General features: G+C 68.1%; 12 protein-coding genes and 1 tRNA gene. 5 read left to right on the top strand and 8 right to left on the bottom strand.

Annotation, left to right across the window (positions count from 1 at the left end; translation table 11 throughout):
• A tRNA-Ala gene (locus PHQ87_RS08005) sits at window positions 1-76 on the bottom strand.
• 61 nt (window positions 77-137) lie between these two features.
• Window positions 138-1,007 (bottom strand): NAD(P)-dependent oxidoreductase, encoded by an 870-nt coding sequence (locus PHQ87_RS08000; protein ID WP_300232853.1) that lies wholly within the window; start codon window positions 1,005-1,007, stop codon window positions 138-140.
• A 132-nt stretch (window positions 1,008-1,139) separates the two neighbouring features.
• Here PHQ87_RS08000 and PHQ87_RS07995 point away from each other — a divergent pair, with 132 nt between their 5' ends.
• Complete coding sequence (locus PHQ87_RS07995) at window positions 1,140-2,030, top strand: alpha/beta hydrolase (RefSeq protein ID WP_300232852.1); 891 nt, start codon at window positions 1,140-1,142, stop codon at window positions 2,028-2,030.
• Window positions 2,031-2,102: 72 nt separating this feature from the next.
• Here the strand turns inward: PHQ87_RS07995 and PHQ87_RS07990 are convergent, their stop codons facing one another.
• The gene (locus PHQ87_RS07990; RefSeq protein ID WP_300232850.1) at window positions 2,103-3,080 is read right to left on the bottom strand and encodes a GMP reductase; all 978 of its coding nucleotides are present in this window, start codon (window positions 3,078-3,080) and stop codon (window positions 2,103-2,105) included.
• A 225-nt stretch (window positions 3,081-3,305) separates the two neighbouring features.
• Here PHQ87_RS07990 and PHQ87_RS07985 point away from each other — a divergent pair, with 225 nt between their 5' ends.
• Window positions 3,306-5,690 carry a UvrD-helicase domain-containing protein gene (locus PHQ87_RS07985; RefSeq protein WP_300232848.1) on the top strand — a complete coding sequence of 795 codons (2,385 nt, stop codon included), beginning with the start codon at window positions 3,306-3,308 and terminating at the stop codon, window positions 5,688-5,690.
• 90 nt (window positions 5,691-5,780) lie between these two features.
• On the opposite strand, the gene PHQ87_RS07980 is transcribed toward PHQ87_RS07985, so the two are convergent.
• Genes PHQ87_RS07980 through PHQ87_RS07970 form a run of 3 tightly spaced genes read right to left on the bottom strand, consistent with a single transcriptional unit; the run spans window position 5,781 to window position 7,946 of the window.
• Entirely contained in the window at window positions 5,781-6,548 is a 768-nt protein-coding gene (locus PHQ87_RS07980; protein ID WP_300232846.1) for a BPSS1780 family membrane protein, read from the bottom strand.
• 8 nt (window positions 6,549-6,556) lie between these two features.
• Window positions 6,557-7,573 (bottom strand): homoserine kinase, encoded by a 1,017-nt coding sequence (locus PHQ87_RS07975; RefSeq protein WP_300232844.1) that lies wholly within the window; start codon window positions 7,571-7,573, stop codon window positions 6,557-6,559.
• A gap of 13 nt (window positions 7,574-7,586) precedes the next feature.
• On the bottom strand, window positions 7,587-7,946 hold the full coding sequence (locus tag PHQ87_RS07970) for a hypothetical protein (protein ID WP_300232842.1): 360 nt from the start codon (window positions 7,944-7,946) through the stop codon (window positions 7,587-7,589).
• Window positions 7,947-8,012: 66 nt separating this feature from the next.
• Between PHQ87_RS07970 and polA the strand changes: the two genes are divergently transcribed.
• The 3 genes from polA to PHQ87_RS07955 all read left to right on the top strand — a co-directional run bounded on the left by polA (window position 8,013) and on the right by PHQ87_RS07955 (window position 12,603).
• Window positions 8,013-10,781 (top strand): DNA polymerase I, encoded by a 2,769-nt coding sequence (gene polA / locus PHQ87_RS07965; protein WP_300232840.1) that lies wholly within the window; start codon window positions 8,013-8,015, stop codon window positions 10,779-10,781.
• 63 nt (window positions 10,782-10,844) lie between these two features.
• Entirely contained in the window at window positions 10,845-11,747 is a 903-nt protein-coding gene (locus PHQ87_RS07960; protein WP_300232838.1) for a dienelactone hydrolase family protein, read from the top strand.
• A gap of 67 nt (window positions 11,748-11,814) precedes the next feature.
• A complete protein-coding gene (locus PHQ87_RS07955; RefSeq protein ID WP_300232836.1) occupies window positions 11,815-12,603 on the top strand; it encodes a ZIP family metal transporter in 789 nt (262 codons plus the stop codon).
• A 67-nt stretch (window positions 12,604-12,670) separates the two neighbouring features.
• Here PHQ87_RS07955 and PHQ87_RS07950 read toward each other — a convergent pair whose 3' ends face one another.
• On the bottom strand, window positions 12,671-15,232 hold the full coding sequence (locus PHQ87_RS07950) for a PAS domain S-box protein (protein ID WP_300232834.1): 2,562 nt from the start codon (window positions 15,230-15,232) through the stop codon (window positions 12,671-12,673).
• Window positions 15,233-15,317: 85 nt separating this feature from the next.
• On the bottom strand, window positions 15,318-15,910 hold a 593-nt coding region (locus PHQ87_RS07945), incomplete at its 5' end, for a rhodanese-like domain-containing protein (RefSeq protein WP_300232832.1).

Genomic DNA, 15,910 nt, shown 5'->3' with positions numbered 1-15,910 from the left:
TGGTGGAGACGAGGAGGATCGAACTCCCGACCTTCGCATTGCGAACGCGACGCTCTCCCAGCTGAGCTACGTCCCCATGGGGCAGCATTCTAGCAAACGGCCGACGGCGTGTCAGGGGCCAGAGCCCGCTCCCGCCATCAGGTCATGCCGTTGCGGCGCGCCAGCTCGACGAACAGGCCGGCGTGGTCCAGCTCGCCCAGGCCGTGTTCGGTGGCCTGGGCATACAGGGATTCGAACAGGGTGGCGATGGGCGCCTCGAACCCCAGCTCGTCGGCCGTGGCCAGGGCGTTGCGCATGTCCTTGAGCTGCACGTTGATGGCGGCGCGTTTGTTGAAATCGCGCTCGATCATGCGCTGGCCGTGCACCTGCAGGATGCGGCTGTCGGCGAAGCCGCCGGTGATGGCCTGGCGCACGCGCGCCATGTCGGCGCCGCCTTTCTCGCACAGCAGCAAGGCCTCGGCCACGGCGCCGATGGTGATGCCGACGATCATCTGGTTGGCCAGCTTGGCCAGTTGCCCGGCGCCGTGCGGGCCGACGTGGGTGGCCCGCCCCAGGATGTCGAGCACCGGCTGCGCATGGGCCAGGTCGGCCGGCTTGCCGCCCACCATGATGGCCAGGGTGCCCTGTTCGGCGCCCACCGTGCCGCCGGAGACCGGGGCATCGAGGTGGCGCAGGCCCATGGCCTGGAGCCGCGCGGCGTGCTCGCGTGCCTGACGCGGCAGGATCGACGACATGTCCACGACCAGGGTGTCCGGGCGCATGGCGGGGACCGCGCCCTGGTGGAACAGCACGTCCTCCACCACCTGGCCGTCCTGGAGCAGGCAGATGACGACATCGGCCTGGGCCACCGCGTCGCCGGGGGTGTTGGCGATGGTGGCCCCAAAGGGCTCCAGTTGCTCGGCCTTGGTGCGCGAGCGGTTCCAGGCGGTGACGGTGAGGCCGGCCTCGCACAGGCGGCGGGCGATGGGCAGGCCCATCATGCCGATGCCCAGCACGGTGACATGCATGGCCAGGGAGGGTGTGGATGCGTTGTGTTCGGTCACGGCGGCGGGTGTTCAGCGGGCGGGATGTCCCATTCTAGGCACACCCGCACCGCTGGCACAGGGTGACGGGTGGCCACGGCGTGACACAATTGCCCGATGCAAGACGCTCGACACGCCGAACCGGAGTGGCTCGACCACCAATACAACAACCGCACGCTGGTGCCCGAACACGGTCAACACCTGTCCCGCTGGGCCGAATGGTCGGACGCGGCGCGCCAGCGGCCCGGTGTGCTGACCGATGTCGCCTATGGACTCGAGCCGGCCGAAAAGCTGGACATGTTCCTGCCCGCGCCGCGGCGGCGCAAGGCGGCGGGCCTGGCGCCCGTACTGGTGTTCATCCATGGCGGCTATTGGCGTGCCCTGGACAAGTCCGACCATTCCTTCGTGGCGCCGGCGTTCACCGACAAGGGGGTGCTGGTGGTGGTGCCCAACTACACACTGTGTCCGGCGGTCACGGTGCCCGACATCACCATGCAGATGGTCAAGGCGCTGGCCTGGGTGCACCGCCACATCGCCGCCCATGGCGGGGATCCGGCACGCGTGACGGTGGCCGGCCATTCGGCCGGTGGTCATCTGGCGGCCATGCTGATGTGCACGCAGTGGCCGCGCTACGCCGCCGATCTGCCTCCGGCCTGGATCCGCAATGCGTTGTCCATTTCGGGGCTGTTCGATCTGGAGCCGCTGCGCCATGCCCCGTTCATCCGCGACGCGCTGCGCCTGACGCCGGCCCAGGTGCGCCGGGCCAGCCCGGCTTACCTGCCGGCGCCGGTGGCGCCGACGGCGCAGGGCGCCGTCGCCTGCGTGGTCGGCGGCGCGGAAAGCAACGAGTTCCAGCGCCAGAACCGCCTGTTGCGCAGGCACTGGGGCCAGGCCGCGGTGCCGGTGTGCGAGGCCCTGCCGGGCCTGAACCATTTCAGCGTGCTCGAGGCGCTGGTGCAGCCCCGGCACCGCCTGCACAAGCTGGCCTGCGAACTCCTCGGCGTGTAGAGGATCGATCCGCCGCTGGGTCGCCCCCGGGGGGCAGCGGCCCGGGTCATCGGCGGAGCGTGGGGGCCTTGTTCACATGAAGAGGTGCTCCCCGGCGTTCTCGCCGCCGAGGATCACGTAGTTGACCTTCTTCAGGTCGGCCAGCACCGTGCCACCGGCGTAGCTGATGGAGCTTTGCACGTCCTCTTCCATCTCGCGCAGGGTGTCGGCGAGCCTGCCCTTGATGGGCTCCAGGATGCGCTTGCCTTCGACGTGCTTGTACTCGCCCTTGTTGAAGTCGCTGGCCGAGCCGTAGTACTCCTTGTACAGCCGGCCGTCCACCTCGACGGTCTGGCCGGGCGATTCCTCGTGGCCGGCAAACAGCGAGCCGATCATGACCATCGACGCGCCGAAGCGCACGCTCTTGGCGATGTCGCCGTGGTGGCGGATGCCGCCGTCGGCGATGATGGGCTTGGTGGCCACGCGCGCGCACCACTTGAGCGCGCTCAGTTGCCAGCCGCCGGTGCCGAAACCGGTCTTGAGCTTGGTGATGCAGACCTTGCCCGGGCCCACGCCCACCTTGGTGGCGTCGGCGCCCCAGTTCTCCAGGTCGATCACGGCCTCGGGCGTGGCCACGTTGCCGGCGATCACGAAGGCCTCGGGCAGCCGGGCCTTGATGTGCTCGATCATCTTGCGCACGCTCTCGGCGTGGCCATGCGCGATGTCGATGGTGATGTAGTCGGCGCCCACGCCCTCGGCGGCCAGGCGGTCGATGACGTCGTAGTCGGCCTGCTTCACGCCCGAGCTGAGCGAGACGAACAGGCCCTTTTCGCGCATGCGTTTTGCGTAGGCCACGTTGTCGAGGTCGAAGCGGTGCATGACGTAGAAGTAGCCGTTGGCGGCCAGCCACTCGCTGATCGGCTCGTCGAGCACCGTCTTCATGTTGGCGGGCACCACCGGCAGCTTGAAGCGGCGGTTGCCGAACAGCACCGAGGGGTCGCATTCGCTGCGGCTTTCCACGCGGCATTTGCGCGGCAGCAGCAGGATGTTGTCGTAGTCGAAAATTTCCATGGTGGTCCAGCTCCTTGAAGTCGATGGGAATCGAGGGAAGGCGCTTGGAACTGGCCGGTTCACTGGTTGCCGCTGTGGCAAAAAGAAACCGGGCGCAATCGCTTGGGCCCGGTGATTGATTCTAGGCCGGGATACCCCGTGCCGGGCATCGCGGTGCCCGTATGCCTCCCATATGAAGGGGCATATGCCGGCGGCAGGGGGCTGGCGGCTTCCTACAATCGGCCGATGCTGTTCGACGATCCCTCTCCCTTGCTGGCCGGCCTGAACCCCGAGCAGGCCGCCGCCGTCACCCTGCCGCCCGAGCATGCGCTCATCCTGGCTGGTGCCGGATCGGGCAAGACCCGGGTGCTGACCACCCGCATTGCCTGGCTGTTGCAGTCGGGCCAGGTCTCGCCGGCGGGGGTGCTGGCCGTGACCTTCACCAACAAGGCCGCCAAGGAGATGCTGGCGCGCTTGTCGGCCATGCTGCCCGTCAATGTGCGCGGCATGTGGATCGGCACCTTCCACGGCCTGTGCAACCGCTTCCTGCGCGCGCACCACCAGGTGGCGGGCCTGCCGCAGGCCTTCCAGATCCTGGACACGCAGGACCAGTTGTCGGCCATCAAGCGCCTGTGCAAGCAGCACAACGTGGACGACGAGCGCTTTCCGCCCAGGCAGTTGCAGTGGTTCATCAGCGGCTGCAAGGAGGACGGCCTGCGCCCGCGCGATGTGCCCGTGCGCGACGACGAGACGCGCCGCAAGGTCGAGATCTACCAACTCTACGAGGAGCAGTGCCAGCGCGAGGGTGTGGTCGATTTCGGCGAACTGATGCTGCGCTGTTACGAGGTGCTGCGCGACAACGATCCGATCCGTGCGCACTACCAGCGGCGTTTCCGCCACATCCTGATCGATGAGTTCCAGGACACCAACCGTCTGCAGTATGCGTGGATCAAGATGTTCTCCCCGCCACCGATCGAAGGCCTGCCGGCGCCGGGCAACGCCGTGTTTGCCGTGGGCGACGACGACCAGAGCATCTACGCCTTTCGCGGCGCGCGCGTGGGCAACATGGCCGACTTCGTGCGCGAGTTCCGGGTGGCGCACCAGATCAAGCTGGAGCGCAACTACCGCAGTTGCGGCAACATCCTCAGCTGCGCCAATGCGCTGATCGGCCACAACAGCCGGCGCCTGGGCAAGAACCTGCGTACCGACGCGGGCGAGGGCGAGCCGGTGCGTGTCTACGAGGCCGCCTCCGACCTGGCCGAGGCGCAGTGGCTGGTGGACGAGATGAAGCAGCTCGAGCGCGAGGGTGTGCCGCGCAGCGAGATGGCGGTGCTCTACCGCAGCAACGCGCAAAGCCGTGTGATCGAATCGGCGCTGTTCAACGCGGGCCTGCCCTATCGGGTGTATGGCGGCCTGCGCTTCTTCGAGCGCGCCGAAATCAAGCATGCGCTGGCCTACCTGCGCCTGCTGGAGAATCCGCATGACGACACCAGTTTCCTGCGCGTGGTGAATTTTCCGGCGCGCGGCATTGGCGCGCGCAGCATCGAGCAGTTGCAGGACGTGGCGCGTGTCAGCGGCTGCTCGCTGCACGACGCGGTCAGCGGTGTGACCGGGCGCGCCGGCGTGGCCATTGGCCACTTCGTGGCCATGCTGGACGTGCTGCGCGAGCAGACCCAGGGCATGACGCTGCGCGAGGTCATCGAACTGGTGCTCGACAAGAGTGGCCTGATCGAGCACTACCGCAACGAGCGCGAGGGCGAGGACCGGGTGGAGAACCTGGAGGAGCTGGTCAATGCCGCCGAGAGCTTCGTGATGCAGGAGGGGTTCGGGCGCGCGGCGGTGGCACTGCCGGTTGACGGGCAGGGCACGCCGCTGACCCAGAGCCCGGCCAGTCAGGGCCTGGACCCCGACCTGCCCCCTCTCCCCGTGGCAACGAGCGGGGTCGAGGGCATGGCCCCCGATGCCGACACGGGCGAGACGCTGAGCCCGCTGGCCGCCTTCCTGACCCATGCCGCCCTCGAATCCGGCGACAACCAGGCGCAGGCAGGGCAGGACGCGGTGCAACTCATGACGGTGCACGCGGCCAAGGGGCTGGAGTTCGACTGCGTGTTCATCACCGGCCTGGAGGAAGGTCTGTTCCCGCACGAAAACGCGATGAGCGACCGCGACAGCCTGGAGGAGGAGCGGCGCCTGATGTACGTGGCGATCACGCGCGCGCGCAAACGCCTGTACCTGACCCACTCGCAGACGCGCCTGCTGCACGGCCAGACGCGCTACAACCTGCGCAGCCGCTTCTTCGACGAACTGCCCGAGGCCTGCCTGAAGTGGCTCACGCCCAAGGCCGGAGCGCCGATGTCCGCCTGGGGTGGCCCGGCCGCGGCAGCACCACGGCAGGCTCAACCGGCCTGGACGCCGGGATGGCTCTCGGGCGCACCGGCGCCGGCGCCCGAGCCGGACCGCGGCACCCGTATTCGGGCCGGGCTCAAGGTGTTTCACAACAAGTTCGGCGAGGGCAAGGTGCTGGCCGTCGAGGGGGCGGGCGCCGATGCGCGTGCGCAGGTGAGCTTCAACCGTCATGGCACCAAGTGGCTGGCCCTGTCGGTGGCCAAGCTCACGCCGGTGGACGATTGAGGCGGGGCCGGGCCACGCAGGCCTGCCCGGCCCGGTGTCGGTATCGGCGTTGCATCGGGGCCGGGTGCCGCGGCCGCCGGACCGGTCCGATCAGTCTGCGGAGAAACTGTCTCGGTAGGTGAAGTAGATCGAGGTGTGGAAGATCGCGGCCATCAGCAGCGACAGGGGCAGCAGCAGCACCTGCAAGACCTGGGCACCGCCCAGCATGGCGACGACGCCGATGAGCAGGTTGCCGACCACGGCCAGCACCAGTGCCCATCCCCCGACGTACACCAGCATGGCCCACCGGTTGGCCCAGCAGGCCGTCAGGCTGAAGAACACGGCCTTGGGTGGTGAAACCCCGTTCCAGTGCACGAGGGCCGGCGCGTGCCAGAAGGCCATGGACACCGGCGTGTACAGCAACAGCGTCAGCAGCAGGGCGCTGCCACGCTGCATCAGGGCCGCCTGCAGATCTTCGGGCTGGATGTCGTCGCCGGTGGCCAACGGGCCGGCGATGTCACCGCCCAGCAGCGACACGACGAGCAAAATGGCCGCCACGGCCACGGCGTACGCGCCACCGAGCAGCAGCATGCGCCGCACCTGCTCGCGCGGGCCGCGCAAGGCCGTGAACAGGGTGACGGGCATGGGAAAGCGCCCCGCGTCCACCTCACGGGTGGCCGCCATCAGCCCCAGCGTGCATGACGGCATGAGCGTCAGCACGATCGGCAGGCCGATGACCGGCAGCACCGAGACCAGCGACGCCAGCATCATGAACAGAAAAAACAGGCCCGCCAGCCCCAGGGGCTGTCGAAAGAAGGTCTTGACGCCCTGGCCAATCCAGTGCCAGCCGGTGCGTGCGGGAACGATCTGGAGTTGCATGGGCGCGCTCAGGCAGGTACCCCGGTGCGAGCCGGCTCAAGCATGGCCGCCACCTCGCCGACGGGCTGGGCAAGCCGTGCACGCAGCACGCGCTCGAAGTGGGAGGGGTCGTGCGGCTGGAGCAGGCTCGCATCACGGGGCAGATGCCAGTCCCACAGCCGCGAGAGCCAGAAGCGCAGCGCCCCGGCGCGCAGCATGGCGGGCAGCAACTCGCGCTCGGCGGCGGTCAGGGGCCGCACCGACTGGTAGGCCGCGAGCATCGCGGCCGCACGCGGAGCGTCGTGCTGGCCGTCGCGGCCGTCGTTCGTGTGTTGCACGCACCAGTCGTTCAGGCACACGGCCAGATCGAACAGCCAGGTGTCGCAGCCGGCAAAGTAGAAGTCGAAGAAACCGGTCAGCGTGTCGCCCTCGAACATCACGTTGTCGCGGAACAGGTCGGCGTGGATCGGACCGCGCTGCAGCGCGCGGTACGCCGGCAGTGTGGCCACATGGTTCTGGTAGGCCAGCTCGGCCACCAGCAGATCGTGCTGGGGCGTGTCCAGGTAGGGCAGCACCACCGGGGTGGTCTCGTTCCACCAGGGCAGGCCGCGCAGGTTGGGCTGCTGCATGTGGAAATCGCGCCCCACCAGGTGCATGCGTGCCAGACAAGCACCCACGGCCTGGCAGTGCACCAGGCCCGGCGACAGCTCGCTGCGGCCGCTGAGCTTGTCAACGACGGCGGCCGGCTTGCCCTGCAGGCGGTGCAGGATCTCGCCCTGGGCATCGGCCCGGGGCGCAGGCACCGGGATGCCGCCCTGCGCCAGGTGGCGCATCAGGTGCAGGTAGAACGGCAACTGGCTGAAGTCGAGCCGTTCGAAAATGGTCAGCACGTACTCCCGCGCCAGATCCCCGCGCACGCACGTGATGAAGTAGTTGGTGTTCTCGATGCCGCCCTGGATGCCGCGCAGTTGTGTCAGCACACCCAGGTCGAGCCGCTCGGCCAGTGCAGCCGCTTCCCCGAAAGGAACTTCCGTATAGACAGCCATGGTGGGCGGTGGATCAGAAATTCAGCAGGCGCCAGCGGCTGCGCCCCGTGGTGCCCGATGTGCCGCTGCCGGACTCGCTCAGGTCATCGCCGCCGCGGGCCGGGGCCACTTCGTAGCGGGGGGCACCGCCCTTGGGCTGCACGGTGATGCTGCGGGTCTGTCCGCCCACGCGCAGCTCGTCGATCCGGGTGCCGGCGTCTTCGTGCTGGATCCGCTCGATTTTTTCGTTGGCGCCCCGAGGCTCGCCCGCTTGCTGCCCGAGAGGCTCGGCGGCGGTGTCGGCCTGGGCGGCAGCCAGGGTCGGCAGAACGGCCAGCCCCAGGACAAGGGCGCCGGCATGGACGAATCGAAGGGCGGAGAGCGGGGCGTGCATGCCGGCATTGTAGGCTGGCGGACCCCCTGGGCATCCGGCCGGCGCACTTTCCCCCACAATTGACCCATGCCCGACGCAAAAAACACCCTGCTGCTGGTTGACGGCTCCAGCTACCTGTACCGTGCCTTCCATGCCATGCCCGACCTGCGGGCTGTGCCCGGCGATCCGTCCAGCCCCGCCACCGGCGCCATCCGCGGCATGATCAACATGCTGCAGAGCCTGCGCAAGGACTACCCCGATGCGGCCTATGCCGCCTGCGTGTTCGACGCCTCGGGCCCGACCTTCCGCGACGATCTCTACCCCGACTACAAGGCCAATCGCAGTCCGATGCCGGACGATCTGCGGGCGCAGATCCCCCCCATCCATGAGGTGGTGCGGCTGTTGGGCTGGCCGGTGCTCGACGTGCCCGGTGTCGAGGCCGATGACGTGATCGGCACGCTGGCAGCGACGGCCGCGGCCCAGGGCATGGACGTGGTCATATCCAGTGGTGACAAGGATCTGGCGCAGTTGGTCAACGAGCGCATTTCGATCATTGACACCATGAACGGCAAGCGGCGCGACCTGGCGGGTGTCGAGGCCGAGTTTGGCGTGCCGGCGCACCTGATGATCGATTTTCAGACGCTGGTGGGCGACGCGGTGGACAATGTGCCGGGGGTGGACAAGGTCGGCCCCAAGACGGCCGCCAAGTGGCTGCAGACGTATGGCTCGCTCGATGGCATCGTCGCCCATGCCGATCAGATCAAGGGTGTGGCCGGCGACAACCTGCGCAAGGCGCTGGCCTGGCTGCCCACGGGGCGCCGGCTGCTCACCATCAAGACCGACTGCGACCTCGATGGCTGGGTGCCGGGCCTGCCCGCGCTCGATGCCGTGCGCATGGGGCCGGCGCAGGACGGGGCACTGCGGGATTTCTACGAGCGCTACGGTTTCAGAAGCCTGGCCCGCTCGCTGGGTGGCGGCGAAGCCGCCGCGCCATCGCCCGGCGCCAGCGGCGACCTGTTCGGCGACGCCGCGCCCGCGGCGCCGCGCGAGGGGGTGCCCGCCTACGACATCATCCTGACCTGGCCCGAGTTCGAGCGCTGGCTGGCGAAGATCGAGGCCGCCGAGCTGGTGGCGTTCGATACCGAGACCACCTCGCTGGACGAAATGAAGGCGCGCATCGTCGGCCTGTCCTTCAGCGTCCGGCCCGGCGAGGCGGCCTACATCCCGCTGTGCCACGAAGGCCCCGATGCCCCCGCGCAGTTGCCGCTGGACGAGGTGCTGGCGCGGCTGCGGCCCTGGCTGGAAAACCCGGACAAACCCAAGCTGGGCCAGCACATCAAGTACGACCGGCACGTGCTGGCCAACCACGGTATCGAGGTGCGCGGCTATGCACACGACACCATGCTGCAAAGCTACGTGCTCGAGGTACACAAGCCGCACGGCCTGGAAAGCCTGGCCGACCGTCACCTGGGCCGCCAGGGCATCAGCTACGAAGCGCTGTGCGGCAAGGGCGCGCACCAGATTCCGTTCGCGCAAGTGGATGTGGCAAAGGCCGCTGAGTACTCGTGCGAAGACAGCGACCAGACCCTGGACGTGCACCGGGTGCTGTGGCCCCGCTTGCAGGCCGAAGCCAGACTCAAGGCCATCTACGAGCTGGAGATTGCGACCAGCGAGGTGCTGTTCCGCATCGAGCGCCATGGTGTCCTGATCGATGCGCCCACGCTGGCCCGGCAGAGCCACGAACTCGGGCAGCGCATCATGGCGCTGGAGCAGGAGGCCTACGCCATCGCCGGTCAGCCCTTCAACCTCAGCAGTCCCAAGCAACTGGGCGAGATCTTCTTCGACAAACTGGGCCTGCCGGTCATCAAGAAAACCGCCACCGGCGCCCGCAGCACCGACGAAGAGGTGCTGGAAAAACTGGCCGAGGACTATCCGCTGCCGGCGCGCATCCTGGAGCATCGCAGCCTCAGCAAGCTCAAGGGCACCTACACCGACAAGCTGGCGCAGATGGCCGACCCGCGCACGGGCCGTGTGCACACCCACTATGCCCAGGCGGTGGCGGTGACCGGGCGCCTGTCCAGCAACGACCCGAACCTGCAGAACATCCCGATCCGCACGCCCGAGGGCCGCAAGGTGCGCGAGGCCTTCGTGGCCGCACCGGGCCATGTCATCGCCAGCGCCGACTATTCCCAGATCGAGTTGCGCATCATGGCGCACCTCAGCGGCGACGCCGCGCTGCTGCGCGCCTTTCACGACGGACTGGACGTGCACCGTGCCACGGCGGCCGAGGTGTTCGGCATCGAGCCCGGCCAGGTCACCAGCGAGCAGCGCCGCTACGCCAAGACCATCAATTTCGGCCTGATCTACGGCATGAGCGCCTTCGGCCTGGCCAAGGCGCTGGGCATCGACAACACGGCGGCGCGCAACTACATCGAACGCTACTTCCAGCGTTTTGCCGGGGTCAAGCAGTACATGGACGACACCCGCGCCCAGGCCAAGGCACAGGGCTACGTCGAGACCGTGTTCGGCCGGCGCCTGTACCTGCCCGAGATCAACAGCCCCAACGGCCCGCGCCGCGCCGGTGCCGAGCGCGCCGCCATCAACGCCCCCATGCAGGGCACGGCGGCCGACCTCATCAAGATGAGCATGGTGGCCGTGCAGCAGGCACTGGACGCGCAGGGCAGGGGCACGAAGATGATCATGCAGGTGCACGACGAACTGGTGTTCGAGGTGCCCGAGGCCGAGGTGGACTGGCTGCGCGTCGAGGTGCCGCGCCTGATGGCCGGCGTGGCGCAACTCAAGGTGCCGCTGCTGGCCGAGGTCGGTACCGGACCGAACTGGGAGCAGGCGCATTGACCTGAACTTCGGCGGCGCCAAGGAGTCATTTCCATTTTCCCACAACACCACAGGAGACACACCATGCTGCACCGCGACATGACCCGCGACGCCGAAGCTCTGCTCGGCATTTCAGGTGCCGAGCCATCGGGCACCACCCGCCGCACCGCGCTCAAGGCGGCCCTGGGCGCAGGCTATGCCGCCGCCACGCTGCCCACACTGGCGCAAAGCGCCATCAGGACGCCATCGGACGGTCTGACGGTGGGCGAAGTGATGATCGACGTGAACGGCTTCAACATGCCGGCCTACCGTGCGGCACCGGCCGGCAAGACCGGGCTGCCGGTCGTGCTGGTGCTGTCCGAGATCTTCGGCGTGCACGAGTACATCGCCGACACCGCCCGGCGCTTCGCCAGGGCCGGCTACATGGCCATCGCGCCGGAACTGTTCGTGCGTCAGGGCGATGCGCAGAGTTTCGGCGAGCTTGCCAAGCTGATGGCCGAGGTGATTGCCAAGGTGCCCGACGCGCAGGTGATGGGCGATCTGGACGCCACGGTGCAATGGGCGGCGGCCAACGGTGGCGATACCTCGAAGCTGGGCGTGACGGGCTTTTGCTGGGGTGGCCGCCAGGTCTGGCTTTATGCGGCGCACAACCCGGCGGTCAAGGCTGGCGTGGCCTGGTACGGGCGCCTCGTGGGCGCCAGCAACGACCTCATGCCCCGCAACCCGGTCGATGTCGCGGCCAGCCTGAAGGGGCCGGTGCTGGGTCTGTACGGTGGCGCCGACACCGGCATTCCCCTTGACACGATTGATAAGATGAAAAAAGCCTTGGCAGACGGCGGTGCCGCGGCCAGGGCGTCCACCTTCGTGGTGTACCCGGATGCGCCCCATGCCTTCCACGCCGACTACCGGCCCAGCTACCGCCAGGAAGCGGCCGAGGACGGCTGGAAGCGCGCGCTGGACTGGTTCCAGCGCCATGGTGTGGCCTGAGGCAGCCGGATAGCACCACCCCGGGGCCGCCGTTGCGGCCCTTTTTTGATGCGGATATTTCTGAAAAATGACCCTGATCGCGATCCTGCTCGGTACCGTGGCCGCCGGCGTAGGCAGTGTGTGGCTGGCGGCCTTCCTGAGCTTTGCCATGCTGGCGCGCTACACCCAGCACATGCTCAGCCTGGCCGCGGGCGCACTCATGTCCACCGCCTTCATGCATTTGCTGCCGGAGGCCTTCGAGAGCGAAGCGGGCGCCCATGAACTGTTCGCCCTGCTGCTGGCCGGCCTGGTGTTCTTCTTCCTGCTCGACAAGGCGGAACTCTGGCACCACGGACACGAGCACCACCACGGTGGTGGTCATGGCCATGACCACGCACACCACCATGCCCATGCCCATGCGCCGCGTTCAGGCGGCTGGGCGGTGCTGGCCGGTGACAGCGTGCATGCCTTCGGCGATGGCATTCTGATCGCCTCGGCCTTCATGGCCGACATGCGCCTGGGCGCCGTGGCGGCGCTGGCGGTGCTGGCGCACGAAGTGCCGCACCACATGGGCGATCTGGTGGTGCTGCGGCAGACCTCGGGCACCCAACGGACGGCGCTGGTCAAGGTCTCGCTGGCCGGGACGGTCACCGCGCTGGGTGGCCTGGTCGGCTATTTCCTGCTGTCGCAACTGGACGACCTGCTGCCGTACTTCCTGGTGGCGGCCTCCAGCAGTTTCGTCTACGTGGCACTGGCCGACCTGATCCCGCAACTGCAAAAGCGCCTGAGCCTGGGGCAGACGGTGGCCCAGGTCGGGTGGCTGCTGGCCGGCATCGCAATGGTGGTGCTGGTCAGCAGCCTGGCGCACCATCATTGATGGGGCGGGCCCGGCTGAACAGCGCCCGCATCCCGGGGCCGGGTGGGGCGCGGCGCGCCAGCGGCTTTTATGCCAGGGGGGCCAGCGTGAAGCGGAACTCGGCGCCCTGACCGGGCCGGCCCTCGGCGGTGATTTCGCCGCCGTGGCGCTCGATGATCCGGCGCACGGTGGCCAGTCCGATGCCCGTGCCTTCCGGGCTCCCTTCGGGCATGTGCAAGCGCTGGAAGGGCTTGAACAGCTTGTCCGACCAGGTCATGTCGAAGCCCATGCCGTTGTCCCGCACGACATACCAGGGCACCCGGCGGCCGGCCTCCCCGGTGCCGGGAACCTGTCCGAAATGGATGGTGGCTTCCGGCCGGTTCTGCGTGTACTTCACCGCGTTGCTCAGCAGGTTCTCCAGCGCGATGCGCGTCAGCCGGGGATCGCAGAATGCGGTCAACCCCGGCTCTATCCGGGTGCTGATGTGGCGCGACGGGAACTGCTGGCACAGCCCGGCCAGGATGTCCTGCGCCATCGCGCTGAGATCCACCGCCTGCCGCTCCAGTGTGCCCTGGCTGACCCGGGCCAGCGCCAGCAGATCGGTGATCAGGGCCTCCATGCGGTGGGTGGCGGCCACCACGCGCTCGAGCAACTGGGCGTCGTCCGCCGTCATGCGCGCCTGCATGCCTTCGCGCAGCAACTGCGCAAACCCGTTGATGGCGCGCAGGGGTGATTTCAGGTCGTGCGAGACCGAATAGGCGAAGGAGTCGAGTTCGGCATTGAGTTTGTTGAGTTCGGCCGTGCGTTCGAGCACCCGCCGCTCCAGACTGTCATTGAGCGCCTGGATCTCGCGGTCGCGGCGCATCCGCAGCAGTTCCGCGTGGGTGCGGCTGGTGAAGATCGAGAACAGGGTCTGGTAATCGGTGCCGGGCGGCAGAGGCTTTTGCCAGTAGGCGCACACGAGGCCGATGACCGAGCCGTCCTCGTCGTGCATGCTGTAGCCCATGTAGGCCTCGAAGCCGCACTTGCGGATCCAGTCGGAGGCAGGGAACTGGCTGGGCAGGCCCGAGTCGATGACCAAGGTCCGGTTGTCGATCGACACCTGTTCGCAAGGGGTTCCGTTCAGTGCGAAGCGGCGCCCCGCCTGCAGGGCGCCGTCGCGCCAGGTGGCCAGCTCCTGCAGGGTGTGCGGATCGACCAGCTCGCACACCATGACGCGATCGGCTTCGACAGCGTACGCCAGATGCTGCACCATGGCGGCAAAGAAATCCTCGCTGCTCTGGACGGCCAGACCTTCGGCGATTTCGCGCAACAGGCGCTCGCGCTGCTTTTCCTCGGTGATGTCCATGGAGCAGGTGAGGGCGCAGGGCTCGCCATCGATGTCGATCAGCTCCGACCAGATCTTGAGCTCGATTTCGCGCCCGTTGGGCTGGCGCACCCGGTGCTCGATCCCGTGCAGGTGCCCGGTCTCCCGCAGGCGCCGGATGTAGGCCTGGCGCTCCTGCTCGTCGTGCCAGAAGCCGATTTCCACCGTGGTGCGGCCGAGCAATTGGCGGGGCGTGATGCCGAAGCGCGACTCCGATCCCCGGCTGACCTCCAGGAAGCGGCCGTCGGACAGCCGGATGATGCTCATGTTCAGCGGGCTGAAGTTGAACGCCTTGGCAAACCGTTCCTCCGAGCGGCGCAACTGCTCGACTGCCTGGCGCTCCTGGGTGATGTCGGCGACGGTGGTGATGACCAGCCGGTCTTCGTCGTTGGTGTCCATTTCACTGGAGATGGCGGCGTCGAACAGCGAGCCGTCACGCCGGCGGCTCTTGACCGCCAGCATCTCGGCGCGGCCCTCATGGAGCAGGCGGCCGATGTGGTGCGCCCGCTCTTCGGCGGATCCCCAGAGCCTGGCATCGCTGTGGCCGATCACCTCGTCCCGGTGATAGCCATAGCAGCGCTCGAAGGCCGGGTTGATGTCCAGGATCTGGCCATCGTGTCCTGCCTGCGCGATCATGGGCAGCGGGCTGTTGCGGAAGATGCGGACGAAACGGTCCAGGTGCCGGTCACGCTCCTGCTCGGTGCGCCGCCGCAGCAGCAGTTCCTGGTTCAGGTGGGCGGTATGCGACTCCAGTTGCTGCCGGGCATGGTGGATGATCGCCGCCACCACCACCAGGATGGTTGCCTGCGTGAACCAGCCGGCAACGCTGGCGCTCATGTCCGGTGTGCGCAGCCACCCTTGCCCTTCGGCGTAGGTCAGGACGGCCAGTGCCGCCACGCTCACCAGCACGCACCACACGAGCGCCTTGCGGCCCAGCAGAATGCCCGCGCCTGCCACGGCACCCACGAACAGGAAGTTGGCCGTCGTGCGGACCGAGCCGAATGTCAGCACGGACAGCACCGCCATGGCCAGCACACAGGTGATGAGCCAGGCAGCGCCGAACTGGAAGCGGGCGCGGCCGATTGCCAGGTAACAGCCCCAGCTGCAGACGCAGAAAAGGCCGACGACGGCGGTTTCCAGCGGACCGTCCAGGCTCAGTTGCATCAGCACGAACTTGGCGGTGGCGGCGCAGCTCATCACCAGGGTGATGAACTTGAGCATGTGCTGGTTGCGCAGCGGCTGCGCTTCCTGGAAGGGAGGAGGGGGTGTCGGTTGGTGGGGCATGGCGTACGCGGTCCGGCAAGGCGCATGCCCCCGGCTCACCCGGATTGTCGGCCGTGGCGGCGCCTGGCCGCGAACCGGATTGCCCCTAACCGTGAGAAAATACCGCCCCCGGCATGCTGCACCACTCGCTCCAGCTACCCGGGAACAGCCGCGTGATGCCCCAGCCGGCGATGGCCATGGCCAGCACGTTGGGAATTGCGCTGACGCCACTGCCGCAGTGGTGGATGGCCTGCCTGGGGTCGCGTTGACCCAGCAACGCAGCGAACTCGCTGCGCAGTTGCGCCGGCGATTTGAAAAAGCCTTCGGGCGTCAGGTTGTCGCCGAAAGGCCGGTTGAGGGCGCCCGGGATGTGGCCGGCCACCGGGTCGAGCGGCTCGGTTTCACCCCGAAAGCGTGCCGGTGCGCGCGCGTCGATGATGGGAACGGCCGGCGCACCCAGCAGGCTGCGCAGGGTCATTGCGTCCACGGTGTCTGCAAGCGCCGGTGCCAGTGCGAAGCTGCCTGGGTGCGGTGGCGGTGGCTCGGCCTGCTCGACGGGTTGGCCCTGTGCCTGCCAGGCAGGCAGGCCTCCATCGAGCACGGCCACGGCCGCATGGCCGCACCACTGCAGCATCCACCACAGACGCCCGCAGTAGTTGGCGCCCTGCCGGTCATAGACCACCACCTGGGTGTCGGCAT

This window comes from Hydrogenophaga sp., from assembly GCF_028698005.1.
GTDB lineage: Bacteria > Pseudomonadota > Gammaproteobacteria > Burkholderiales > Burkholderiaceae_C > Hydrogenophaga.
This window is presented reverse-complemented; position numbering and strand designations above follow the sequence as displayed.